The sequence below is a fragment of the Streptomyces sp. NPDC000404 genome, from assembly GCF_040300365.1.
Classification (GTDB): domain Bacteria; phylum Actinomycetota; class Actinomycetes; order Streptomycetales; family Streptomycetaceae; genus Streptomyces; species Streptomyces ramulosus.
Genome location: NZ_JBEPDN010000006.1, coordinates 178,076 through 199,745, shown reverse-complemented (window position 1 = coordinate 199,745; position 21,670 = coordinate 178,076). Strand labels below are relative to the sequence as shown.

General features: G+C 69.1%; 30 protein-coding genes, 1 tRNA gene and 1 pseudogene. 19 read left to right on the top strand and 13 right to left on the bottom strand.

Annotated elements, in window-relative coordinates:
• The first annotated feature begins 62 nt into the window (after positions 1 to 62).
• Positions 63 to 416, top strand: coding sequence for a hypothetical protein (locus ABT345_RS13350; protein ID WP_345077936.1), 354 nt, complete (start codon positions 63 to 65; stop codon positions 414 to 416).
• Between the two features lie 59 nt (positions 417 to 475).
• On the opposite strand, the gene ABT345_RS13345 is transcribed toward ABT345_RS13350, so the two are convergent.
• Positions 476 to 1,390 carry a helix-turn-helix transcriptional regulator gene (locus tag ABT345_RS13345; protein WP_345077939.1) on the bottom strand — a complete coding sequence of 305 codons (915 nt, stop codon included), beginning with the start codon at positions 1,388 to 1,390 and terminating at the stop codon, positions 476 to 478.
• Between the two features lie 139 nt (positions 1,391 to 1,529).
• Between ABT345_RS13345 and ABT345_RS13340 the strand changes: the two genes are divergently transcribed.
• Complete coding sequence (locus ABT345_RS13340; RefSeq protein ID WP_345077942.1) at positions 1,530 to 2,585, top strand: NAD(P)-dependent alcohol dehydrogenase; 1,056 nt, start codon at positions 1,530 to 1,532, stop codon at positions 2,583 to 2,585.
• Between the two features lie 76 nt (positions 2,586 to 2,661).
• On the opposite strand, the gene ABT345_RS13335 is transcribed toward ABT345_RS13340, so the two are convergent.
• The 4 genes from ABT345_RS13335 to ABT345_RS13320 all read right to left on the bottom strand — a co-directional run bounded on the left by ABT345_RS13335 (position 2,662) and on the right by ABT345_RS13320 (position 4,652).
• Positions 2,662 to 3,012 carry a hypothetical protein gene (locus tag ABT345_RS13335; protein WP_345077945.1) on the bottom strand — a complete coding sequence of 117 codons (351 nt, stop codon included), beginning with the start codon at positions 3,010 to 3,012 and terminating at the stop codon, positions 2,662 to 2,664.
• 191 nt (positions 3,013 to 3,203) lie between these two features.
• Positions 3,204 to 3,470: a DUF397 domain-containing protein gene (locus ABT345_RS13330; RefSeq protein WP_345077948.1), complete on the bottom strand. Its 267-nt coding sequence runs from the start codon at positions 3,468 to 3,470 to the stop codon at positions 3,204 to 3,206.
• Positions 3,471 to 3,615: 145 nt separating this feature from the next.
• Complete coding sequence (locus tag ABT345_RS13325) at positions 3,616 to 3,822, bottom strand: DUF397 domain-containing protein (RefSeq protein WP_345077951.1); 207 nt, start codon at positions 3,820 to 3,822, stop codon at positions 3,616 to 3,618.
• On the bottom strand, positions 3,819 to 4,652 hold the full coding sequence (locus tag ABT345_RS13320) for a helix-turn-helix domain-containing protein (protein WP_345077954.1): 834 nt from the start codon (positions 4,650 to 4,652) through the stop codon (positions 3,819 to 3,821). Before ABT345_RS13320 ends, ABT345_RS13325 begins: the two co-directional genes overlap by 4 nt.
• Positions 4,653 to 4,758: 106 nt before the next feature.
• Between ABT345_RS13320 and ABT345_RS13315 the strand changes: the two genes are divergently transcribed.
• The 8 genes from ABT345_RS13315 (at position 4,759) to ABT345_RS13280 (ending at position 8,938) form a co-directional block, all read left to right on the top strand.
• A complete protein-coding gene (locus tag ABT345_RS13315; protein ID WP_345077957.1) occupies positions 4,759 to 5,016 on the top strand; it encodes a hypothetical protein in 258 nt (85 codons plus the stop codon).
• Complete coding sequence (locus tag ABT345_RS13310; RefSeq protein ID WP_345077960.1) at positions 5,013 to 5,477, top strand: hypothetical protein; 465 nt, start codon at positions 5,013 to 5,015, stop codon at positions 5,475 to 5,477. Before ABT345_RS13315 ends, ABT345_RS13310 begins: the two co-directional genes overlap by 4 nt.
• Entirely contained in the window at positions 5,474 to 5,647 is a 174-nt protein-coding gene (locus ABT345_RS13305) for a hypothetical protein (RefSeq protein ID WP_345077963.1), read from the top strand. Before ABT345_RS13310 ends, ABT345_RS13305 begins: the two co-directional genes overlap by 4 nt.
• A gap of 262 nt (positions 5,648 to 5,909) precedes the next feature.
• Positions 5,910 to 6,410, top strand: a complete 501-nt coding sequence (locus ABT345_RS13300; protein ID WP_345077966.1) for an LAETG motif-containing sortase-dependent surface protein — start codon at positions 5,910 to 5,912, stop codon at positions 6,408 to 6,410.
• A gap of 26 nt (positions 6,411 to 6,436) precedes the next feature.
• A complete protein-coding gene (locus ABT345_RS13295; RefSeq protein ID WP_345077969.1) occupies positions 6,437 to 7,117 on the top strand; it encodes an RNA polymerase sigma factor in 681 nt (226 codons plus the stop codon).
• Positions 7,114 to 7,653, top strand: a complete 540-nt coding sequence (locus ABT345_RS13290; protein ID WP_345077972.1) for a chromosomal replication initiator protein DnaA — start codon at positions 7,114 to 7,116, stop codon at positions 7,651 to 7,653. Before ABT345_RS13295 ends, ABT345_RS13290 begins: the two co-directional genes overlap by 4 nt.
• A gap of 229 nt (positions 7,654 to 7,882) precedes the next feature.
• Positions 7,883 to 8,179 carry a type II toxin-antitoxin system VapB family antitoxin gene (locus tag ABT345_RS13285; RefSeq protein WP_004943146.1) on the top strand — a complete coding sequence of 99 codons (297 nt, stop codon included), beginning with the start codon at positions 7,883 to 7,885 and terminating at the stop codon, positions 8,177 to 8,179.
• A gap of 120 nt (positions 8,180 to 8,299) precedes the next feature.
• Positions 8,300 to 8,938, top strand: a complete 639-nt coding sequence (locus ABT345_RS13280) for a LytR C-terminal domain-containing protein (protein ID WP_345077975.1) — start codon at positions 8,300 to 8,302, stop codon at positions 8,936 to 8,938.
• Between the two features lie 193 nt (positions 8,939 to 9,131).
• Here the strand turns inward: ABT345_RS13280 and upp are convergent, their stop codons facing one another.
• A complete protein-coding gene (gene upp, locus ABT345_RS13275) occupies positions 9,132 to 9,767 on the bottom strand; it encodes a uracil phosphoribosyltransferase (protein WP_345077978.1) in 636 nt (211 codons plus the stop codon).
• Positions 9,768 to 9,936: 169 nt separating this feature from the next.
• On the opposite strand from upp, the gene ABT345_RS13270 reads away from it, so the two are divergent.
• From ABT345_RS13270 to ABT345_RS13245, 6 genes and pseudogenes are all read left to right on the top strand, one after another.
• Positions 9,937 to 10,131 (top strand): hypothetical protein, encoded by a 195-nt coding sequence (locus tag ABT345_RS13270; RefSeq protein ID WP_345077981.1) that lies wholly within the window; start codon positions 9,937 to 9,939, stop codon positions 10,129 to 10,131.
• Positions 10,132 to 10,386: 255 nt separating this feature from the next.
• Positions 10,387 to 10,917, top strand: a complete 531-nt coding sequence (locus ABT345_RS13265; protein ID WP_345077985.1) for a tRNA adenosine deaminase-associated protein — start codon at positions 10,387 to 10,389, stop codon at positions 10,915 to 10,917.
• A 160-nt stretch (positions 10,918 to 11,077) separates the two neighbouring features.
• Complete coding sequence (locus ABT345_RS13260; protein ID WP_345077988.1) at positions 11,078 to 11,611, top strand: nucleoside deaminase; 534 nt, start codon at positions 11,078 to 11,080, stop codon at positions 11,609 to 11,611.
• Between the two features lie 55 nt (positions 11,612 to 11,666).
• Positions 11,667 to 11,753: transfer RNA gene (locus tag ABT345_RS13255), tRNA-Ser, on the top strand.
• 105 nt (positions 11,754 to 11,858) lie between these two features.
• On the top strand, positions 11,859 to 13,076 hold the full coding sequence (locus tag ABT345_RS13250; RefSeq protein WP_345077991.1) for a tyrosine-type recombinase/integrase: 1,218 nt from the start codon (positions 11,859 to 11,861) through the stop codon (positions 13,074 to 13,076).
• A gap of 180 nt (positions 13,077 to 13,256) precedes the next feature.
• Positions 13,257 to 13,407 (top strand): annotated as a pseudogene (locus ABT345_RS13245) (site-specific integrase); the annotation flags it as partial.
• A gap of 95 nt (positions 13,408 to 13,502) precedes the next feature.
• On the opposite strand, the gene ABT345_RS13240 reads toward ABT345_RS13245, so the two are convergent.
• The 5 genes from ABT345_RS13240 to ABT345_RS13220 all read right to left on the bottom strand — a co-directional run bounded on the left by ABT345_RS13240 (position 13,503) and on the right by ABT345_RS13220 (position 17,557).
• A complete protein-coding gene (locus tag ABT345_RS13240; RefSeq protein ID WP_351322232.1) occupies positions 13,503 to 14,015 on the bottom strand; it encodes a recombinase family protein in 513 nt (170 codons plus the stop codon).
• A 384-nt stretch (positions 14,016 to 14,399) separates the two neighbouring features.
• Positions 14,400 to 14,624 carry a hypothetical protein gene (locus ABT345_RS13235; protein ID WP_345077997.1) on the bottom strand — a complete coding sequence of 75 codons (225 nt, stop codon included), beginning with the start codon at positions 14,622 to 14,624 and terminating at the stop codon, positions 14,400 to 14,402.
• A 254-nt stretch (positions 14,625 to 14,878) separates the two neighbouring features.
• The gene (locus ABT345_RS13230; protein WP_345078000.1) at positions 14,879 to 15,127 is read right to left on the bottom strand and encodes a hypothetical protein; all 249 of its coding nucleotides are present in this window, start codon (positions 15,125 to 15,127) and stop codon (positions 14,879 to 14,881) included.
• A gap of 138 nt (positions 15,128 to 15,265) precedes the next feature.
• Positions 15,266 to 15,742, bottom strand: coding sequence for a hypothetical protein (locus tag ABT345_RS13225; protein ID WP_345078003.1), 477 nt, complete (start codon positions 15,740 to 15,742; stop codon positions 15,266 to 15,268).
• Between the two features lie 987 nt (positions 15,743 to 16,729).
• Positions 16,730 to 17,557, bottom strand: a complete 828-nt coding sequence (locus tag ABT345_RS13220) for an MmyB family transcriptional regulator (protein WP_345078006.1) — start codon at positions 17,555 to 17,557, stop codon at positions 16,730 to 16,732.
• A 308-nt stretch (positions 17,558 to 17,865) separates the two neighbouring features.
• Here ABT345_RS13220 and ABT345_RS13215 point away from each other — a divergent pair, with 308 nt between their 5' ends.
• Complete coding sequence (locus ABT345_RS13215) at positions 17,866 to 18,570, top strand: beta-ketoacyl-ACP reductase (RefSeq protein ID WP_345078009.1); 705 nt, start codon at positions 17,866 to 17,868, stop codon at positions 18,568 to 18,570.
• Position 18,571: 1 nt separating this feature from the next.
• Here the strand turns inward: ABT345_RS13215 and ABT345_RS13210 are convergent, their stop codons facing one another.
• Both ABT345_RS13210 and ABT345_RS13205 read right to left on the bottom strand, forming a co-directional pair.
• Positions 18,572 to 19,030 carry a helix-turn-helix domain-containing protein gene (locus tag ABT345_RS13210; RefSeq protein WP_345078012.1) on the bottom strand — a complete coding sequence of 153 codons (459 nt, stop codon included), beginning with the start codon at positions 19,028 to 19,030 and terminating at the stop codon, positions 18,572 to 18,574.
• A 310-nt stretch (positions 19,031 to 19,340) separates the two neighbouring features.
• The gene (locus ABT345_RS13205; RefSeq protein ID WP_345078015.1) at positions 19,341 to 19,676 is read right to left on the bottom strand and encodes a hypothetical protein; all 336 of its coding nucleotides are present in this window, start codon (positions 19,674 to 19,676) and stop codon (positions 19,341 to 19,343) included.
• Between the two features lie 407 nt (positions 19,677 to 20,083).
• Here ABT345_RS13205 and ABT345_RS13200 point away from each other — a divergent pair, with 407 nt between their 5' ends.
• Complete coding sequence (locus ABT345_RS13200; RefSeq protein WP_351322044.1) at positions 20,084 to 20,476, top strand: WhiB family transcriptional regulator; 393 nt, start codon at positions 20,084 to 20,086, stop codon at positions 20,474 to 20,476.
• A gap of 431 nt (positions 20,477 to 20,907) precedes the next feature.
• Positions 20,908 to 21,669, top strand: coding sequence for a hypothetical protein (locus tag ABT345_RS13195; protein ID WP_345078018.1), 762 nt, complete (start codon positions 20,908 to 20,910; stop codon positions 21,667 to 21,669).
• The last annotated feature ends 1 nt before the right edge of the window (position 21,670 follow it).

Sequence of the window (21,670 nt, the reverse complement as noted above, 5' to 3'; positions counted from 1 at the left end):
GGACAGTTGCTCCCGGCACGCGCCCCGCCGCGGGGCGCGTCCGTCCCCGGAAGGAAACGCCCATGCGCCTTCGCCACACCGTGGCCGCCGCCCTCGGCGCCCTCGCGCTCGCCGTCGCCCTGCCCGCCTCCGCCGCCGAGGCGGCGACCGGCTCGTTCACGTACCTCATCGACGCCCAGGACGGCGCCGTGCACGAAGGGACCCTGGCGGATCCGCCGAGCGGGGTCTGCCTGACGCTGCCCGAGGCCGCACAGGACTGGGTGGCGCCCGCGCACACCCCGCGCAACGACACCGACGACTTCGTGACGGTCTTCTCCGGCGCGGGCTGCGACGGCGACTCCTTCACCCTCCGCCCGAACGGCGGCCACGCCACCGACCGGCTCAAGATCCGCTCGGTGCTCTTCCACCGCCGCTAGAAACCGCCCGCCAGGCAGCGCCCGCCACGAAGCGCCCGCCAGGGATTACGCGACAGCCCTCAGGCCGACCCCGACGGCCGCGCCTCCGCATCGTCCCCGGTCCGCGCCCCGTCCCCCTCCCCGTCCGGGCGGGGGCGGGCCGGCTCCAGCGTCCAGGAGGCGAGCAGGCGCAGGGACTGCGCGGACGGGGAGCCGGGCTCCGCGTGGTAGGTGATCAGCTGCTGGTCGGGGTCGGCGGGCAGGCTCAGCGTCTCGTACGCGAGGGTCAGCCGGCCGACCAGCGGATGCCGCAGCACCTTCGTGCCGAACCCCTTGTCCTGGACGTCGTGCGCGGCCCACAGCCGCCGGAAGTCGTCGCTCTTGAGGGACAGCTCACCGATCAGCGAGGCGAGCGCCGGATCGTCCGGGTTGCGCCCGGCGTCCCGCCGCAGATAACCGACGACATCGGACGCCTTGGCCTCCCAGTCCTCGTACAGTTCGCGGGCCGCCGGGTCCAGGAAGATCTGCCAGGTGAGGTTGCGCTCCTTGTGCGACAGCGCGGGGAAGTCGCCGAGCAGCGCGCAGGCCAGCCGGTTCCAGGCGATTATGTCGAGCCGCCGCCCGATGACGTACGCGGGCACCGCCTCCATCGTGTCCAGCAGCTGCTGGAGGGCGGGCCGCACCCGCTGCGGGCGGACGGTCCGGCGGCCCCGGCGCGGCACCGGTCGGGCCAGGTGGGCGAGGTGGTCGCGCTCCGCGCCGGTCAGCCGCAGCGCGTCGCCGATCGCATCCAGCACCGCGGCGGAGACGTTGCCGACCCGGCCCTGCTCCAGCCGGATGTAGTACGCGACGCTGACCCTGGCCAGTTGCGCCAGCTCCTCGCGCCGCAGTCCGGGCACCCGCCGTCTGCCGTACGCGGGCAGCCCGACGTCCTCCGGCCGCAGCCGGGCCCGCCGCGAGCGCAGGAACTCGCTCAATTCGGTGCGCTGGTCCATACCCGAAGTATGCGCACCCGGTACGGGCCCCGGGAAAGCGTCCGGGGTCCGCTGGGTGTCCCTCCCAGTAGTAGGAACGCCGGTCATACGTTGCGGGGGGCACTGGCTACGGTCCGGTCGCCCTTGCATCCTCGGGAGCATGACCCACACCTCTGTCGCCGCGTACGCCGCACCCGCACCGAAGGCACCGCTGGAGCGGACCACCATCCCGCGCCGCGAACCGGGTGCCCACGACATCCTGATCGAGATCAAGTTCGCCGGTATCTGCCACTCCGACATCCACACCGCCCGCGCCGAATGGGGCGAGGGCGGCCACTTCCCGATCGTCCCGGGCCACGAGATCGCCGGCGTCGTCGCCGCGACCGGCTCCGCCGTCACCCGCTACGCGGTCGGCGACCGCGTCGGCGTCGGCTGCTTCGTCGACTCCTGCCGCGAGTGTGAGAACTGCCGCGCCGGCAACGAGCAGTACTGCACCGGTGAGCTGGGCTGGGTCGACACCTACAACGCCGTCGGGCGGGACGGCGAGCCCACCCAGGGCGGCTACTCCACCCACATCGTGGTGGACGAGAACTACGTCCTGCGCATCCCGGACAGCCTCCCGCTGGACGCCGCGGCGCCGCTGCTGTGCGCCGGGATCACGCTCTACTCGCCGCTGGCCCACTGGAAGGCGGGCCCCGGCAAGCGGGTCGCCGTGATCGGTCTCGGCGGTCTCGGCCACATGGGCGTCAAGATCGCGCACGCGATGGGCGCCGAGGTGACGGTGCTCAGCCAGTCGCTGCGCAAGAAGGACGACGGTCTGCGGTTCGGCGCCGACCACTACCACGCGACGTCGGACCCGGCGACGTTCGAGGCGCTGGCCGGCACCTTCGACCTGATCATCAACACGGTCTCCGCCAACATCGACCTCAACGCCTACCTGGACCTGCTGCGCACCGACGGCACCCTCGTCCAGCTGGGCGTGCCGGAGAAGCCGCTGCCCATCGCGCCGTTCGCGCTGCTCGGCGGGCGCCGGTCGTTCGCCGGTTCGCTGATCGGCGGCATCCGCGAGACGCAGGAGATGCTCGACTTCTGCGGTGAGCACTCCCTCGGCGCCGACATCGAGGTGATCTCCGCCGACCGCATCAACGAGGCGTACGACCGCGTCGTCGCCAGCGATGTGCGCTACCGCTTCGTGATCGACGCGTCGACGATCTGACGAGCCGACGCGTCGGGGCGTATGGGGTGGGCGGCGGGCCGGAGGCCGCGCCGCCCCCGTACGCCCCCGCGCGGCCTCAGGGCAAGACTTTATATTTCAGTCCGTACAACGCCCCACCGCCCTCGAATCTCTTCGACAATTCCCCCACATTTGCTTCGTCACGCCGGAGGAATATCGACCCCAGGGAAATGGGGTGCCCCGGCTGATTCACCGCCTTCAGAGTCAGTTCCACGTCGCCGTCGCCGAACGGCACGAAGACGTCCTCGCTCTCCAGGTCCAGCTCATCGCCTTGACGCACGGTGATGAGGCCGGCAGAGGGGAAGAACTGGAAGTCGCCATCCCTGGTCAGGACCACCTTGTCCTGACCGCCAGGGGATTGGGTCTTGTTTACGTCGAGCTCCAGAAGCTTGCCGAGGGGAAAGCTCATGAGATGCTCCCGCTGCTCTCGAACGGGTCTCGCGTTGGCGTAATCGCCGCCCGCATCATACGAATCTGCCGCTCCCCACGTTACGCTTCGTGAGCAAGCGCAGCAATCGCAGAATTCCCTCCGGAAAAGCCCCGCCCGGCCTTCAATTCAGAAGACCGAACGGGGCTTTCGCCGTACGCGGGCGGGCTCGCTCAGGCGCGGAACGCGTCCGCCTTCACGCCCGCGACGAAGGACGCGAAGGCGGCGGCGCCCACGCTCAGCCGCGGACCGTCCGGATTCTTGGAGTCCCGAACGGGGACGACACCGTGCGAGGCGACGAGGACCGCGGTCACCTCGATGCAGGTGCCGCCGTTGTTGCTGTGCGTGGACTTGAACCAACGGTCGGCGGCGATCTCAACGCAGTTGCCGCCGTTCTCGCTGTACGAGGACTTGATCCAGCGGAGGGGTTCGTTCGGCACGGCATTCCCTTTCGCAGCTTGTCAGCACGCTCGGGTTCCGTTCGAGAGTAGGAGCCCGGAGCCGGTGCCGCGCAAGGGGTAAAAAAGCCTCGCCCGGCCTCCAACTCGGGAGGCCGGGCGAGGCTTTCGTCGTACGCGGACCGGCTCAGGCGCCGAACGCGTCCGCCTTGACGCCCGCCACGAAGGACGCGAAGGCGGCAGCGTCGACGCTCAGCGCCGGGCCCTGCGGGTCCTTGGAGTCACGGACGGGCACGATGCCGCGCGAGGCGACAAGGTTGGCGGCGACCTCAACGCAATCGCCGCCGTTGTCGCTGTACGAGGACTTGTACCAGCGGGGGGATTCGGTCGTCACGGGGTGCCCTTTCTCAACTGGCTGATCATGGCTACGGACTCCGCCTGGGAGAGCGCCTCGGCCTGTAGCTGATGGTAGGCCGTTAGGACCGGCATAACGTAAGTCTGTTCGCGGTCGAAGTTCCCTTGCGCCTGGGACTCCGCGTAGCACATGACGGACCTGTCGGCCATGGTCAGCAGGTTCACTGGCAGGTTGAATGTGCGGCGCTCTCCTATCGTGAACGGAGCTACCTGGAGAACGGTGTTGGGCCTGTCGGCGAACTCGATCAGCCGATCCAGTTGCCCCTCCATGACCTCGTCGCCGCCGACCCATCGCCGGATGCAGCTCTCGTCCATCACCACCATCACCATGGGCGGACGGGAACGCTCCAGCGCAGCCTGGCGCTCCGCGAGGAAGTCGACTCGTTCGAGCGCCTGCTCGGGCGAGATGGCGCCCCGACGCACGGCACTCTCTGCCAACACCCGCGCGTACTCCGGTGTCTGCATCAGTCCGGGAATGATCCCGATCTGATACAGCCGCAGCTCCACCGCCCGCCCCTCGTACCCCACGTACTCCGGGAAGCCCTCCAGCAGGGAGCCCTGCCGGAGTTCGCGCCACTGGCGGTCGAAGGTGTCAGCGCCCTGCAGGCCGAATGCCCTGTCCGCGCTACGCGAAAAGCGCAGAGTAGGAGGCTTACGCGCAGTTTCCACGGCCGAGATGTGCACGCTGGAATAGCCCATCAGCTCGGCCAGATGATCCTGCGTCCAGCTGCGCGCCTCCCGCATGCTGCGCAGTCGGGCGCCGTAAGCCGCTCTGAGCGATGCGTCCGGATGCAACTCCTTGATGTTCAAGGGCTTTCACTGACCTTCCGTCCTCTTCCGACAGGTTGAACGCCCTTCCGACGCTAGGCCACGCTGCACCCCCTCAGTAGTGGAATGACTACAGGAAGGAACTTTCGTGTCTGTCGAACGGGAGTCCGGGAAGCGCGAGCAGGCCGCATACCGGCCGGTGCGCGGTGAACTCGTCGCGGACGCCGAGCGGCGCTGCCTCGGCATCGCCAAAGGGGAATTGGCCGGGGCGTGGACCCTGCGGGCGCTGACCGGCGGCGAGGAGTGGGTGGTCGACGCCGCGCACATTCGGCGTCCGTGCCGCGCCGAGCGGTTGATCGCGGGGATCACGCTGGTCAACGCGCGCAGTCGGGGCGAGATCCTGTGAGCGGGTATCTCGCCGAAGTACGCCTGGAGAAGCGGGCGTCGACGCCCGGGGCCACATACCCGGTCTGCGGGCTGTGGACCGTCTCCCCCGTCCTGGCCGTGCGATGGCTGCGCGGGCAGGCGTTGCGGCTGGCGGAACGGATCGAGCCGGAGCCGGTGCGGTCGCCGTGGGCCTGGCTCACGCGTCCGGCGGTGGACGCCCACGTCGCCGATCATGCGGCGAAGGTACGGGCATGGGCCTGGGACTCGGGTGAGGAGCGGGCCGCACGTGAGCACATCAAGCGCGGGCACGCCCTGTTCGTCACCCTCCCGGAAGCCGACCGCACCCACACCCTGAGCATCTGGCCAGGTCAACCGCCCGGAAACGCCGGCCGGACGCGACCGGAACCGTTCCGGCACCGCGTCGGCGGCCTCACCCACCCGCTCTACGTCCTCGCCGAAGCCCCCTGGAGGCAACCATGACCGACCCCCGTACGTCCGAGACCGCGCCCCGCTGCGGCACCGTCGGCGACGACGTCCTACGCGTCCACGAACTCATCGGCACCGACGCCCCCCGCCCCAAATGCGGCGCCGGACACGGCGAACCCGTCGACGAATGGCTGCGGGCGGTCAACTGCCCGGACTGCCGCTGACGGACGGACGGCGCGAGCGATGCGCGGCCCGGCGCCCGACGATTCGGCGCACGCCCCCGGCGGCGCGGCGGCTCCCGGCCCCGGCTCCCCCACGACGCGCACCCCGCCCGCGCCCCGCCCGCGGCCCGCTCCCGGGGCTCCCGCTCCCGGATCTCCCGCTCCCGAAAAAAATTTCTCCGCATCGGCAACCCCCACCCCCGCCGCACGTCGTGAGGGGTGAGGGCGCCACCGGGCGCCGCCCGTCGACCGTGGAGCAGTACCCGTGAACCTCTTCCGCACCGCCCCCACGCAGTCCGCCCCCACCGCGCGCCGGATACGCGGCGCCGCCAGCGCCGGGCTGCTGGCCGCCTGCGCGCTCACCACCCTCGCCGCGGCCGGTCCCGCCTTCGCCGACGACTCCGCCCCGGCCTCCACCCGCCCCTCGCCCAGCGTCAGCGTGCCGTCCGACCAGCGCCCGACCGCCGTGCCCTCCTCCCCGGGGCACGACCGGACGCGGCCGTCCGCCGAGCCCACCCTGCCTCCCGGCGGTGAGCGCGGCTCCGACACGCCGCGCCCCGTCCCGAGCGTGAGCCGCCCCGGCGAGGCGAGCCGCGGCGACGGGGCGACCCCCGCGCCCGCCACCGGCCGGGACGCGTCCGGCAAGGACGAACTGGCCCACACCGGAGCCTCCGAGACCACCACCCTGATCATGGGCGCGGGCGCCGCCGCCCTGCTCGTCGCCGGTGGTGGCACCCTGTACGCGGTCCGCCGCAACCGGGCCTGACGCCCCCGTCCCGGCACCAGGAACCGATGGAAAACCTCGTACTCCCGCTCGCCCCGGCCGGGTTCGCCCTGCCGGGGCCGCGGCGTGTCCGGTGGCAGTGGCTGCGCCGCGCCGCCCGTACGGCGACCCGCGCCGCCCGGCCCGCACACACCGCGGAGCCCACCGCCCACACCCTCCCGGGGCCCGCCACCCCGTCCGCGTACGGCACGGGCATGCCGGAGCGGCCGTCGATCGGCGAGCTGTACCACGCGCACCGGCTGTCGATGGTGCGCCTCGCGGTGCTGCTGGTCGACGACCGCGCGACCGCCGAGGACGTCGTCCAGGACGCGTTCACCGCGCTCTGCCGCCGCCACGGCGAACGCCTCGAAGAGGTCGACAACGCCCTCGCCTACCTGCGCACCTCCGTCGTCAACGCCGCCCGCTCCACCCTGCGGCGCCGGCGCAGCGCCCGTAACTACACGCCGCCGCACGAGGCCGACGCGCCGTCCGCCGAGGAGCGGATCGTCCTCGACGAGGAGCACCGCGAGGTCCTGGCGGCGCTCGGCAAGCTCACCGCCCGCCGCCGCGAGGTCCTCGTCCTGCGGTACTGGGGCGAGCTGTCCGAGGCGGAGATCGCCCGCACCCTCGGCATCAGCCGGGGCGCGGTGAAGTCCCTCGCCAGCCGCGCCCTGAAGGCGCTGGAGAAAATCCTGGAGGAGCGGTCATGAGCACCGGCGACGACCACCGCACCGCCCGCCCCTCCCCCGGCGGCCCCCAACGCCCCGTCGAGGAGCGGCTGCGCGCCGCCCTCGCCGCCCGCGCCGCCACCGTCGAACCCCGCGATCTGCGCCCGGCGGCCGTGCCCCGGGCGGCCGGCCGCACGTCGTGGCTGCGCGGCGCCCCCTGGAGACGGTTCGCGCTGCCGCTCGCCGCCGCCGCGGCCGCCGCGGCCATCGGCTACGCGGTGTTCGCGCCGGACCCCACGCCGCCGCGCCCCATGCCCGCCACCACGCCCGACCCGCTGCCGAGCCGCACCCACGACAGCCGCCCGACGCCGTCCCCGACGGCCCCCGGCAGCGACGAGCCCGGCCCGACCCGTACGCACACGCCGTCCGGCCGCACCGTGTCGCCCAGCGACCTCCCGCCGGAGCGCGTGCGGGGGACCCCGAGCGTCGACGGCCGGGCCCCGCACACCCGCGGCGACCCGCCCGGAACGCCGCCGTCCCGCCCCTCGGAATCACCGGTGCCGGGACAGACGCCGTAGGCCCGTGGGGGCGGGCCCCGGCGAACGTCCAGGTGGCGACGGCCCCGGGCGGCTCGGCACGGCAGGCGTACCAGGACGGCCCGGCTGCGGGCACCGCCTCCCGGAACGCCCCGTCCGTACCCCGGCGCACGCCCGGCGCGCGGGTTCCCGGGGCCCTGCACCGGGCCCGGAGTGGCCGATACCCGTGGCACGGCTGGGCCCGCGGCCGCTCGCCCGGTAGGCTTTCCGTGTGATCTTCAAGCGCATCGGAAATGGGCGTCCGTACCCCGACCACGGCCGGGAGAGCACCCGCCAGTGGGCGGATGTCGCCCCGCGCCCGGTACGCCTCGACCAGTTGGTGACGACCAAACAGCAGCTGGACCTGGAAACCCTCCTCGCCGAGGACTCCACGTTCTACGGCGACCTCTTCGCGCACGTCGTGAAGTGGCAGGGCGATCTCTACCTGGAGGACGGGCTGCACCGCGCCGTCCGCGCCGCGCTCCAGCAGCGCCAGGTGCTCCACGCCCGCGTCCTCGAACTCGACTGACGCCCGCCGCCCGGTCCGTTCGGCCGTAAGAACGGACCGATTGCCCCTTTCGGGTCGGCTCACCCGGCATCCATTGATCATCTAGTAGGCACGCGTGTCGGGCGGCACTACGCTCGACTCATGAGCATGCTGACGCCACCGGGCATGGGCGGTAAGAAGTACCGCGTGACGGGCGACAGGTATCCACGGATGCGCCGCCCCCGCCACCGCCGCCGGATCGTCCTGACCGCCGCCGCGGGCGTCTGCGCCCTCGGCCTGGCGGGCTGGGGCACCCTCCAGCTCATCGACGTCTTCGGCGGCAGCTCGGGCAGGGCCCAGGCGGCCGAGAAGAGCACGGACGCCAAGCAGAAGTGCAAGGCCACCGCGCCCGCCCGGCCCGCCGCGGCGAAGCCGCCCGCGCCGTCCGCCATCACCGTCAACGTCCTCAACGCCACCCCGCGCGGCGGCCTCGCCAAGCAGACCGCCGACGAGCTGAAGAAGCGCGGCTTCGACATCGGCGAGGTGGGCAACGCCCCCGCCGCCTACGACAAGAAGGTCAAGAACAACGGCGTGCTGCTCGGCCCGTCCGGCGCCGACGGCGCACTGAAGGTCCTCGCCACCCAGCTCGCCGGGACACGCCAGGAGACCGACAACCGCAAGGGCCACTCCGTCGACCTGATCATCGGCGACACGTTCAAGGACCTGACGAAGGCGAAGGACGCCGAGAAGGCCCTGCACGCCCTCGCCCACCCGCCGCGCCCCGAGCCCGCCGGCTGCTGAACTGGCGGCTGGTCGGCGGTCCGGCTCTCCGGCTTCCGGCTTTCCGGCGGTCCGGCTTTCCGAGGCCCCGGGCCCGGCTGCTCAGCCGCCCGGCCATCCGGCCATCCGGCCGCGGACATGCCACGGGCCCCCGCCGGAAATCGGCAGGGGCCCGGAGTGTTTCCGTGGGCGCCGCGGGGCGCCCGATGTCGTCTCAGCCGGCGGTGCCGTACATCCGGTCGCCCGCGTCGCCCAGACCCGGCACGATGTACCGGTCGTCGTTGAGCCGCTCGTCGACGGCGGCGGTGACCACCGTCACCGGCGCGCCGGCCAGCTCCCGCTCCATGACCTCGACGCCCTCCGGCGCGGCCAGCAGGCAGATCGCGGTGACGTCGTCCGCACCGCGGTTGATCAGCTCACGGATCGCCGCGACCAGCGTGCCGCCGGTGGCGAGCATCGGGTCGACGACGTAGACCTGCCGGCCCGAGAGGTCGTCCGGCATCCGCGTGGCGTAGGTGTGGGCCTCGTAGGTCTCCTCGTTACGGACCATGCCCATGAAGCCGACCTCGGCGGTGGGCAGCAGCCGCACCATGCCGTCCAGCATGCCGAGACCGGCGCGCAGGATCGGGACGACCATCGGCCGCGGGTGCGACAGCCGGACGCCGGTGGTCGTCGTCACCGGGGTCTCGATGTCGACCTGCTCGGTCCGGACATCGCGGGTCGCCTCGTACGCGAGCAGGGTGACCAGCTCGTCGGCGAGCCGCCGGAACGTGGGGGAATCGGTGCGCTTGTCGCGCAGTGTGGTGAGTTTGTGCGCCACCAGCGGGTGGTCGACGACGTGGATCCGCATCCCTCGACAGTAACCGAGAGTGCGGACAAAGGTGTCAGCCCGGCCCCCCGACGCCGGCCCGGACGCCCCCGGCGCACCGGCACGACCGCCCCGGAGCGCGGCAGAGCGGGCCACGGATACCCATCCGTCCGGCCCGCCCGGGCCGGCCCCGCCCGAGGGGGTGTGCCGCGTGCCCGACTCCCCGCGCCCCGACGGGCCCGGCGCCGCGCCCGGACCGGAAAGCGCCGCGGCGCGCCGCCGGCGACGCGACCGGTTCCTGCGCGAACTCCACGAGGCCGAGGCGCTGCGCGAGCGGGTCCGGCCGCGCCGCGCCCGGACGGCCCGGCTGCGCCAGGCGCTACGGATGCGCTCATTCCGCTGGTAGACGGCGCGGAAGCGGCCCGGGCCCGGCGCCCGGCGCGGAGCGCCCGGCCCGCCGCCGCCCGCGCCCGGAACGTCCCGCTTTCCGGCACCGCCGCTCCGGCACGCGGGCGACTTCTCCGGCAACCTCCACACGACGCAGCGCCGAAGACCCCCCGCGGACGCGTTGTTTCTGCCACGATTCCGACGGGGGCGGGACCAGTGGCGCATCCGCGTCGCCCCGCCCGGCCCGGCAGCCCAAGACAGTGGGAGAGTCACGGTGTACTTCGCCGCACTGCTCGCGCGCACCGAAGACGGGTGGGAAGCGAGCGATACGGAGCTCGACAATGTGGAGACCCTGACCGATCTGGCCGATCTGGCCCGAGAGGCAGCGGTGGACGACGACACGGTGGTCGCATACATCGAGCAGGAGGGCGCCTGGTTCGGCGTCATCCGCGTGGACGGCGAGGACGACCCGCGCGTCTTCGTCTCGCACGCCGCCGCCGCCGCGCGCAGCTCGTACGGCGCCCTGCTCACCGACGAACTGCTCGGTTCCGACGACGACGGCGCCTCCGACCTCGACAGCCTCGACCTCGACGGCACGGAGGACGGCGAGCCCGAAACCGAACCGGACGACAACGACCTGAACCCGACCGACGACGACGCCCCGCCACCCGGCCCGCTCGGCGACGTCGAACTCCTGACGGACCTGGGCGTCCCCCCCGAGGACCTCCTCGTCCTCGACACCGACGCCCTGTCCCAGATCGCCGACGCGCTGGGCTGCACGGATGTCCTGGAGGCGGTGCGCTGAGGACGGTGCGCCGGGGGGCCGGGGGCGGTGCGCCGAGGGGCGCCGGGGACGTGCCCGGTTGTGGCTTGGCGTTGCGGTTCGGCGAGGGCCATCCCCCTCAGCGGAACCCGTGAGACCAGGCCCCGCCCCGCCCCGCGGTCACGTCCCCGACACTGGGGACATGACCGCGTCACCTCCCGCTCCCCCGCCCGCCGCCGCGCCCGATCCGCTGCGGGATCCCTGGACCGCGCCGATGCGGCGGGCGCTGGCGGAAGCCGCGCTCGCCCCGGCGACCGGCGACGTCCCCGTCGGCGCCGTCGTCCTCGCCGCCGACGGCACGGTCCTGGGTGCCGGCCACAACGCCCGCGAGGCCACCGGCGACCCGACGGCGCACGCCGAGGTCCTCGCCCTCCGCGCCGCCGCCGAGGCGCTGGCCGCGGGCGCCGGCCCCGCCGACCGCCGCCCCGGCGACTGGCGCCTGACCGGCTGCACCCTCGTCGTCACGCTGGAACCCTGCACGATGTGCGCCGGCGCGATCGTCCTCTCCCGCGTCGACCGCGTCGTCTACGGCGCGTACGACGCGAAGGCGGGCGCCGTCGGCTCCCTCTGGGACGTGGTCCGCGACCGCCGGATCAACCACCGCCCCGAGGTCATCACCGGCGTCCTGGAGCCCGACTGCGCCGCCGCCCTCACCGCCTTCTTCCGCTCCCGCTGACCCGCCCCGCTATCCGATTTCGGATCCGGAGCCCCCTTGGGCTAAGCTCTCTCTCGGTAGCGTGTCCGAGCGGCCGAAGGAGCGCGCCTCGAAAGCGCGTGAGGGGGCAACTCCTCCGTGGGTTCAAATCCCACCGCTACCGCTCGAAAGAAACCGCCCCTGACCTGCGAAAACAGGTCAGGGGCGGTTTTCTGTTGCCGGTCTTTGCAGCGAGTTTGCAGCGAACCGGTCTCCTACGCTGGTTCGCATGGCTTACATACGAGCCCGCCGGAACGCCAGCGGGCAGGAGACATTTCGGGTCATCTGGCGCTCCAACGGGAACGGCCAACAGGAGGGCGAAGACTTCGATGACAAGCCGTCGGCTACGAAGTTCCGCGACCTGGTCAACGGTCACGGACAGCAATGGCCGCCAGGGTGGGTCAGGGGAGTTGGGTTCGCCACCCCCGAGCAGGAGAACATCCCCGAAGAGGAGATGTTCGGCCCGTTCGCGCATCGCTACATCGACCTGCTCACGGACGTGTCGGAGCAGACCCGGGGCAACTACCGGAAGTTCGTCAACAACCACATGCTGCCGTGGTTCCAAGAGCTGACGGTCCGTGGTGACCGCGAGACGACCCTCGGCCGTGATCACATCAGCCGCTGGATCAACGACCTGGCCGCCGGTCGCCGCGGGCCCCACCATGCGCCAGGGGTGAAACGACGCAAGTACGCGCCCAAGACGATCAGGAACTATCACGGGCTCCTCTTCGGGGTTCTACAAGCCGCCGCGGATGCGGAGCCGCCGCTACGGACGTCGAACCCGTGCGCTCATACGCAGCTCCCCGGAAACAACCACATCGCCGACGAGGCAACGTTCTTGGAGCGGGAGGAGTACGCGATTCTCCGCGCGCACCTCGCGTCGGATGTGGTGGACCTGGTCGACGCGCTGGTGAGCACGGGACTGCGCTGGGGCGAGATGACGGGGCTCCAGGTTCGCGATCTCACTCTTCACGGCGACCGCCCCAAGCTGCGGGTGCAGCGAGCCTGGAAGCGCGGCGAGCACGGCAAGTACCTCGGGCCGCCGAAGACGGTGAAGTCGCGCCGTACGATCGTCCTCTCCCCCTCCCAAGTTGCCCTGTTCAGCCGGAACTGCCGGGGGAAACGCCCGACCGACTTCGTCTTTACCGCACCGGAGGGCAACGCCTGGGATTCCGGCGGCTTCTACAGCGCGCGCTGGAAGCCGGCAATCTCGTCGGCGATGCTCGTCGACTGTCTGACGAAGAAGCCTCGACTACACGATTTGCGCCATACACACGCTTCTTGGCTCATTGCGAAGAAGGTGCCGCTACCTGCGATTCAAGCGCGCCTCGGCCACGAGAGCATCACCACGACGGTCGACCGGTACGGGCACCTCCTCGCGATGATGGATGAAGAGGTCATCGCAGCGGTGGAGTGGAGCATGGCAGGCATGGACTTGGCTGCCTGAGCGCCGCCTTCGGCAAGGGCTCGTCGGCCTGCCGAGTCGGAAGGGGAGGCGGGCGCTGGGATTGCCCGCCTCCCACGCCGTTCAGCGTGACACACCCCAGGCGTGCCACACCGGTCGCGTTTCACAATCGCTCTTGGCTGGACGATGATCAGGGCCTGGACGATCTGGTACTCCGATCGCGGTTACGAGGGCCCGGCGGTCCTAGCCTGGGCGAAGCGGCTGACGGTTCCGGACTCCGAAACCCCGGCCCGCTCGAAGATGGCCGGGCGATCAGCTGATCGCCCGGCGCGAGGTCCGCCTGCACGAGAAGACCCTGTGGCGGATGCTCTATTCTCTGAACTTCGTCATCGCGGCGTAGGACAGGCGATGTTGGCCCCGGTGTCCTAGCTCAGGCACCAGCCGCAAAGCAGCCGGGTGATCACGTGCTCACTGCGTGGCGGCCTGCTCGTCGTGCTCGCGCAGCATCCGCATCACGGTCGCCGGTGACGGATGCTGGCCCTTCTTCGTGCCGGTGGTTATGACGAGGCGCTTGGCGATCTCGCGCAGGCTCATCTCCTGGGCGCGCAGGTGGAGGGCCATGGACAGCATGTCGTCGTCGGTGACGCCCGCGCCGCCGATGGTCTTGCCGCGCTTGCGGGCGGATTCGTGCCCTTCGAGGGTGCGGTCGCGGATGTACTCGCGCTCCATCCCGGACATGGCCGCAAGGACCGTGAACACGATGCCGGGGGGGTCGTGGGAGCCCTTGAGTTCGCCGGTTAGGAACTCCAGGCCGATGTCGCTCGCCTTCAATTCCTCGGCGAGCATGGCGCGCTCGATTCCGCGGCCGAGTCGCTTGTGCTCGTGGACGACGAGGGTGACGGCGATGCCGGAGGAGCGGATCTCCCCGGCGAGCTTCACGGCGGCCTCCAGCTCGGGGCGCCGGGCGGCGCGGGTGGAGATCTTCTCCGAGAAGGGGCGTGACCCAGATATGCCAGAAAACGGGTGTGAGTAGTTGGGTACAGGAAATCCTGGTGAGATTGATCATGATCCGGGCAGTATGAACGTGGTGACGTGGCTCTCGTACTCGCGGCGAGCCTTGTGCTGAGCCGGGCTCACCGGGGCGCCCTAGCCGCCGTCGAGCGGTTGGCAGCGGGCGAGGAGCCGGCGGTGCGCGGCCGGGACGGCGGTGGCGCGCAGGGTTTCCCCCTGGCCGCGCCGGACGACCACCCGCTGGTTGAGCCCGCTCGGTGGGCTCCAGTTCGGTGGTGCGGAGGAGGTCGGCAACCTTGCCCGGGATGTTGAGGGTGACCGATGACGGACCAGAGCCCACTGGCAGCATGCGCGTCAGGGAGAAGACGGCCAGTCGTCCGGGCTGCCGCCGCGCCACTCGATGAGACGCGGATCATCCAGGGCAATGTCCTCGGAGGGTTCAGCAAGCCCTGCGCGGCGCATGAACTTAACGACATCGCCGATACCGTGGGCAAGGCCGACGATTTGGCCGTCGACAGTCACCCGACGCCCCCCAGAGGGAGTCGGCGGATGGACAATCATGTGCGGGTGCTGATTCATGCCTTCAGCATTGGGCAGGGAGGGGTCAACCGCATGGTGAGTTGCGCCGCCCGGTGCGACGGTTGGGCCGGTGCGTCCAGACCCTTGCCCACTCCCGGCCTCGGGGAACATCGATGCAGCGGCTATCGGTGAGAACGATCATCGTCCGGGCGGCGCGAGTGCGCTGACCCGGCTCCCGTACTCGGGGTCCGAGTAGTACCGGCCGAAAAAACAACGGAGTAGCCCCTGACCTGGGGTTACTCTCCGTTCTCCCGTCAGAAGCCGTCGCCGAGGGTGTTGACGCGGTTCGCGTACTCGCGGCGGGCTTTGCGCTGTGCGGGGATCGCCGCGGTGCTGTCGAGGGTCTGGCAGCGGTCAAGAAGCTGGCGGTGTACGGCGGCGACGGCGTTGACGCGCAGGGTGTAGCCCTGACCGCGCCGTACGGTCACGCCCTGGTCGAGCGCGGCCCGCTCGGCGGGCTCCGAGTCGGCCGCGTAGCGACCCACCGCCGGGCCCGGCGTCACGGCGGCAAGCAGGCCCCGGCATCGCCGTCACCGTCGCCGCCCCGTTCCTGACCTGTGCCACCAGTGCCGGCGCGGCCGCCGGCACACTCACCCTCGACAGCACGACGGTGACGCCGTACCACCACTGCAGCTGCCGTGTCAGTGCCTGACATGGTCGACTTTGTCGTCGTAGACGCCGACGAAATACCAGCCTTCCTTTTCGGGGGAAGGCGTCGAAAAGATATAGTGTGGTTCGCAATCTCCCTTGCTGACCGGATGCCGAAGAGTAACGGACTTGTACGGTCCGGTATAGGTTTCCTTGAGGAGCTCGTCCGCCCTGGTGATATCCATGGCGAGAGGCCGGGGGATGACGTAATCAGCGTACGCTTCCCCGAGTTCCGGCTGGGTCAGGTCACCCCAAGGCTTGACAGTCTTGACGGAGGCAGTCATTTCCCCTTCGATGGAGTTTACCCGGAAAATGAATTTCCACGTGCCGATGTCATGCCAGTTCTCCGTCGGATTCCCGCTGTCGCTGGTCCCTTCGGCCTCATACAGTTCTGCTTCCGGGTACGGCACGCGAACGATTCGCAAAGCCCTTTCGAGAAGTTCCAGAAATTCATGCCTGGTGTTGGGCATTTCCATGCTCCTTTACGCAGGGATGCGGATTGGGATTCCGCCTGGTCGGCGCCGGGTGTGACCTCGGGACAGCGGCATGCGGTGGCCCGAGGGCCGCCGTGCCGCCCGCTAATCAGCTGTTTCGGATTGGAAGGCGAGGTACAGGGAACTCCCTGACTTGCCAAAGTCCAGCAGCACTTGCCAGGGCGCCGAGGGTTCAGTTGCCACCACATCAAGTTCGGTGATGATCTTCTTGTCGCCCTCCGCAGCCTGCGTCGTGTACTGCCGAGGAACGTACGTCTCCCAAAAGCGGGCGCCAACCTGAATCCTCTTTATGACAACAGATACTCCGACCGCGTCGCCCGTTTGCGTACTCCAATCGGGCGACGCGGCCAGGGAGGGCCTTGGGCCGGACACCGACGCGCCTTCGCCCTGCCTGTGGCGGAGGCACTACGCGTGATACGTCAATGAGATCGGCGAATTCCCTCACCGCATCTCTGTGCCCGATCGGTTGGCGGCGTCCGCCGAGGTTCGGGGGCGGGGTACGACGGCGGCCGGCGCGAGGTCGAGCCGCTTGTTCATGTCCAGGCGGAAAGCGATCTCCGCGACGGTCAGGCCGCGCTCGGCTGATCGCCCGGCGCACCCGCGGCCCGCTGTTCCTCACCGACCACAAGGCCCCGGCCGGAACGCCGACGCTCGACGTCTGCCCCGAGACCGGCCGGGCCTGGCTCTCCTACCGGCGGGCCGAGGAGATCTTCGAGGAGAACACCCGGCTGCTGGCTAACCCGCTCGCCTCACCCGAGGACATCGAGGGCCTGGACGGCTGGACACTCCACCGGCTCCGCCACAGCGCCCTGACGCACGACGCCGAGGACGCCACCTCCACCCCGATGCTGCTGGCCCGATCCCGCCACGCCTCTCGGCCGTGTACCGAGACCGCGGGCTCGTTGCTCCTGCATCTCCCATCGAGCCGCTCGGCCCGGTGGCTCGCCTCGCCGAGACCCAGCGTCACGCCACCTGAGTCAGGTTCTGAGGGATCAGCGTGATGAAGCGCTGAGTCATGTCCCCCATCGGGGCCATCGCCTTGATCTTCACGGGAATGCTCTCGGACGCGCCGAGCAGCCGGATGGCCCGCACATGGTTGTCCGGGTGGCCGAGGGTCTCGTTCTCCGCCCAGAGTTCACGCGCCGCTCGGTTGCCTTTGAGCAGATCGTCCTTGAGCACCTGAAGCCCCTCGTGGTCAGGGTGCATGGCGAGAGCAACACGCACCTGAGCGAGGAAGGGGCGGGCCCAGCCTTCCTTCCAGGGGACCAGCTGCTCCTGGGCTTCCGGGTACAAGAACGCCAACCTCATCATGTTGCGCTCGTACGGCAGCCAGGGGAACCATTCGTCGAGCACCGAGTTATGGCCAATAATGTCCCAGCAAATATTGGACAGATAGGCGGGAAACGGCTCCATCTGATCCAGTAGGAGCTGCATATCCGGATCGACCGCATCAGCTTCGGCGAGCTTCGGGCGCTGGGGCGGCGACTGCCCCTTGGCTAGCTGAAACAGGACCGCCTGTTCGGTTTCCGACAGCCGCAACGTCATGGCGAGACGCTGGAGGAAATCAACCGAGAAGTCGTGTCGGGTACCTCGCTCCAGAGCCCTGTACCAGGTGAGGCCGACGCCCGTCAGGTGAGCCACCTCCGCTTGCGTCAGCCCTGGCTTCAGGCGTCGACGCCGCGTATCCACACCGGCGATCCGCCTTGGATCGAGGCGCTCTCGCCAGAACGCCAGCAGCCGCCCAAGTTCGTCCGGCCCTTCGGGGATGGGACCTTGCTCACACTCTTGCACTGCGAATCCTCAGTTTCCGTCAGCTGCCGAGCCGCCGCGAGGGCCCCGAACCCTCACGACCGACAGCTGACGCCAGGTAGCACCCCTGGCAATTGCCCTGTACACGTGCAGTAACAGACCCGAGAGTCGGTTACCTGGAGACCTGCGCCCCGAGCATCACCACTCAGAGCCGTTCGATGTTCAACAATCGTCACTCCGACTGCCATCACTTCGAGTGACGACAGTAGGTGTACATGATGAGTGGAGTCGAACTGAGAGCCATGCTCGGCTCCATGACTTTTCCCACCATCCACGGAGGTTGATCATCTATGTCCCGATCCGTGCTCGTGACCGGAGGCAATCGCGGCATTGGCCTCGCCATCGCCCACGCCTTCGCCGAGGCCGGCGACAAGGTCGCCATCACCTACCGATCGGGCGAGCCCCCCGAGGGGTTCCTCGCCGTGAAGTGCGACATCACGGACACCGAACAGGTGGACCAGGCGTACAAGGAGATCGAGGAGAAGCACGGCCCGGTCGAGGTGCTGGTGGCCAACGCCGGCATCACCCGCGACCAGCTGCTGATGCGGATGTCCGAGGAGGACTTCACCTCCGTCCTCGACACCAACCTCACCGGCGCCTTCCGCGTCGCCAAGCGCGCCAACCGCGGCATGCTGCGGGCCCGTAGAGGCCGCCTCATCTTTGTGGCCAGTGCGGCGGGAATGGTCGGTCAGGCAGGACAGGCGAACTACGCCGCGTCCAAGGCCGGCCTCATCGGCTTCGCCCGCTCGCTCGCCCGGGAGCTCGGAAGCCGCGGAATCACGAGCAACGTGATCGCCCCCGGCACGACCGCGACCGACATGGTCAGCGCCCTCACCGACGAGCAGGTAGAGGCAATGGTGCAGCACGCTCCGCTCAAGCGAATGGGGCGGCCGGAGGAGATCGCGGCAGCCGTAAAGTTCATCGCTTCAGACGAGGCGGCGTACATCACCGGGGCCGTCATCCCCGTTGACGGCGGCGTCGGCATGGGGCACTGATCTACCGCTTACGCCGCGCGTCGAACCTCGCGCGCCAGGCGGCCTCCGTAGCCGCGCGGGCCCTCGCCAGTTGCTCAGGAGTCACGTCGTAGATCTCGGAGAGGGCAACGCCCCACTCGTCGCGCATCCCCCCGGTACCTTGCTCCATCTCCGAGACGTCCGACGCCTGGATCCCCAGAGCCTCGGCCACGTCTTCCTGCCGGAGCCCTGCCCTCGTTCGAAGGACAGCCAGGTCGGCATCAGCGGCGAGCGGAACCAGAAGAGCTGACTTCGGGACGCCCAGCGCATCCGTCAGGGCGGCGAACAGCCGGGGGCTCGGGGCGCCCTTCCCGCTCTCCCAGCGCCCAACGGTGCCCTGCGTGGAGCCGATGGCCGCGCCAATGTCGGCCAGCGACAAGCCGGCGGCGCGCCGGACCTCCTTGAGGGCGGCAGGGTCGAAGTCCTCAACGCTCTTCACCATCACAGTATCCCCCTCGATTCGAGCACATCAGGGGATGGAAATGATGGGTCGGAAATAATGGTATAGTGATGTTGTCGGGTTGACGGGTAGCCGTCGACTCGACGGTTGACCTCGGCGACGCCGAGAAGCAGTCCGGCCCGTGACGCGAAGCGGGAACTTCGAGCCACGGGCCGGACATGGGGAGGGAAACCTCCCACGTAAGCAGTGCGACCGCAGCGGGCGTAGGAAACCTCGCGGACGCACCTGGTTGGTGACGGCGGAGCTTCGCTTCGTCGCCACCTGATCAGCGGCCGGACATCAGTCCGCTCGCTCAAGGAGCAATTGTCTCATGGCACACCCTGAAGGTGCGGCCGAACCCAATGACCTTGATCTTCACAGGCTCGTTGAGGCTCTTCGCCTGATCACCGACAGCGCCGACGGCGCCCACCTCCGCAAGGTAGACCCCACTCTGCACGTGGGGTACGAGGAAGCGGCCCACCGTCTCCAGATACCGGAATCCTGGCTTCGTAAGCGGATAAACGAACTCCCTCATCGAAAGATGGGGAAGACCGTCCTCTTTTCGCACGAGGACCTCCGAGACATCTCTGCAATGCATGCCGTGCGGCCCGACGAAGGTAAATCCCTCCCCTCTGGGGTTGATGCACATCTAGCGGCACTGACGCCCTCGCGGCGATCCAGGGCGCGTTCGCGCATCTGAATCCGCTCTCCCCTTCGGGATACCCTGACTTCCTTCGGAGCAATTGCAATGTCTCGTGTCATATTTGAAGAGCTTCCTCCTTTCTCTCGCTCGACAGCATCTGCGACGATTCGCCATACCGGAGTCGCAGAGGCGCTCAGAGCCAACCCGACCAGGTGGGCGCGAATACAAGAGCGTGAAAAGCCTGGAGATGCAGCTGGCTTCGCTTACCAGATACGAAAAGGAATCCTTGCCGCGTTCCGGCCAACTGGTCATTTCGAGGCGAAGTCAAGGACTGTAGGCAAGGTTTATCACGTCTACGCACGCTACGTCGGCCCTGCGGCTGAATCTACCGAGATAGACAACGCAGGTACCCGTTGATTCGGCCTGCCCTAAACAGGGTCGTAGATTCCGCCCTCTTCGGGGACTGGGAGCCGCTCCTCAATGCAGCAGAGGGCACGCCACGAGAAAAATGGGGCGAGCGTGCGCAATGTTCCGCGTCAGAACCCGATCAATTTTTCCTTGATTCTGACACGCCGTGGGTTTCACCCGTGGAGGTCAGGATCAAAGAGAAATTCGCTCTCTCTGCCCCGATGCGCGTGTGCAGAGAATGTCCGTTCTCCGTTTCGGCACGCTGCCTCGTAGAGGCGCTACGCCAGGGCGACGCCTTCGGAATCCGTGGCGGCCTGCTGGCCTCGGAGCGTTCCTCGCTTCAACGTATGTGGAAGCTGGAGCGTCCGACCGAGCCCGCGCAAATGCAAGCGGCCTAGCTCCCCTGAAACACCTATCTCTCACCAGAGAACCATCAGCGCGAGGGTTCCTTGCGCTACCCGGAGTTTCCCATGCCAGACGACAAGCCGACCGCTGCATCCACTGTGCCTCTCTCCGGAGTGGTACTAGATCTGGTGCCGGAAAGTGCACTGGTTCGCATTTTTCCGCGCGCCAGAGCCGTTACCCACTTCTACGACTCCAAATTCCTCTTGGTCAGGACTCATCGCGGCATCGAACGGAAGATCACCCGACTCATTCGGCAGAGCTTCTCCAGTTGCGCTGACTGGCGCCGAGTCCATGACTTCCACGTCGCCAGCGGGTGCCTTTACCTTGCTCCTGAAATATATCAACGAGGATACGTCCCGGAAGACGACAAGACTTTCGGATTGACCTCCAGCAGGCTAATCGCCACCTCTGCCGGGGGTGCCCTGTGAGCGCAATCGTGACGAACGCGGTTTGGTCCTCCACTAAATCCCAGAAGTCAGACCTTCTCGTGATCCTGGCGCTCGCGAAAGTCGCCGACGATGAAGGGAATGCATCATTGCCCATGGAAGACATCGCTGGACTTACCGGCCTTTCCACTCGGGCTGTGAAGAATTGCCTCGACAAACTGTACGACCTCAACGAGCTCGCGCACACGCCTGGAGGAGGCCGCGGGAGACCGAATCGGTACCAGATACTCCTCACGCACGGCTCTAATGAGGGAAGCAGTTTCCAGGAAACCGCACCTCAAACAGGGAACCACGTTCCGGGAATGGAAGAGCGTTCTCCCGCGCACGCGGGTGCTAATACTCCCGTAGGGAGTATTAGCACCTCAACCAAGCAAGCAAGCTTGCCTGACTCCGGCGGCGCCGTAGCTGATTCTGTTGACGTGCCGGAGGGGGCTCAGGACCTCGTCACGGCCATGACTACGGCAGGGATGCTCGTGGGATGGCGGCTGAACGCGGAAGAGTGGCGCCGGGTAACAGCTCTGTCGGCCCGTTGGGGCACCGATCGCCTGGTCGACGTCATCGCGCGACGCTGGGACCCGGCCCGGCCACCGAAGACAGCCCGATACCTGCTCCGCATCTGGTCTGATCTGCCTTCCGCCGCACCCGCCGATATCGCGACGAGCAATGTCGTACCGCTCCGTCCCGATACCGCTTGGCGTCCGTCCCGCACTCCGATGAGCGCTTACGAGAACGGATTTTGAT

Coding starts and splice junctions, on each gene's coding strand:
- ABT345_RS13205 (WP_345078015.1), bottom strand. CDS start 19,676: ATGTGCATCAACCCCAGAGGGGAGGGATTTACCTTCGTCGGGCCGCAC.
- ABT345_RS13350 (WP_345077936.1), top strand. CDS start 63: ATGCGCCTTCGCCACACCGTGGCCGCCGCCCTCGGCGCCCTCGCGCTC.
- ABT345_RS13335 (WP_345077945.1), bottom strand. CDS start 3,012: ATGAGCTTTCCCCTCGGCAAGCTTCTGGAGCTCGACGTAAACAAGACC.
- ABT345_RS13345 (WP_345077939.1), bottom strand. CDS start 1,390: ATGGACCAGCGCACCGAATTGAGCGAGTTCCTGCGCTCGCGGCGGGCC.
- ABT345_RS13215 (WP_345078009.1), top strand. CDS start 17,866: ATGTCCCGATCCGTGCTCGTGACCGGAGGCAATCGCGGCATTGGCCTC.
- ABT345_RS13340 (WP_345077942.1), top strand. CDS start 1,530: ATGACCCACACCTCTGTCGCCGCGTACGCCGCACCCGCACCGAAGGCA.
- ABT345_RS13260 (WP_345077988.1), top strand. CDS start 11,078: ATGACCGCGTCACCTCCCGCTCCCCCGCCCGCCGCCGCGCCCGATCCG.
- ABT345_RS13235 (WP_345077997.1), bottom strand. CDS start 14,624: ATGAATCAGCACCCGCACATGATTGTCCATCCGCCGACTCCCTCTGGG.
- ABT345_RS13295 (WP_345077969.1), top strand. CDS start 6,437: ATGGAAAACCTCGTACTCCCGCTCGCCCCGGCCGGGTTCGCCCTGCCG.
- ABT345_RS13305 (WP_345077963.1), top strand. CDS start 5,474: ATGACCGACCCCCGTACGTCCGAGACCGCGCCCCGCTGCGGCACCGTC.
- ABT345_RS13290 (WP_345077972.1), top strand. CDS start 7,114: ATGAGCACCGGCGACGACCACCGCACCGCCCGCCCCTCCCCCGGCGGC.
- ABT345_RS13250 (WP_345077991.1), top strand. CDS start 11,859: ATGGCTTACATACGAGCCCGCCGGAACGCCAGCGGGCAGGAGACATTT.
- ABT345_RS13210 (WP_345078012.1), bottom strand. CDS start 19,030: ATGGTGAAGAGCGTTGAGGACTTCGACCCTGCCGCCCTCAAGGAGGTC.
- upp (WP_345077978.1), bottom strand. CDS start 9,767: ATGCGGATCCACGTCGTCGACCACCCGCTGGTGGCGCACAAACTCACC.
- ABT345_RS13280 (WP_345077975.1), top strand. CDS start 8,300: ATGAGCATGCTGACGCCACCGGGCATGGGCGGTAAGAAGTACCGCGTG.
- ABT345_RS13225 (WP_345078003.1), bottom strand. CDS start 15,742: ATGCCCAACACCAGGCATGAATTTCTGGAACTTCTCGAAAGGGCTTTG.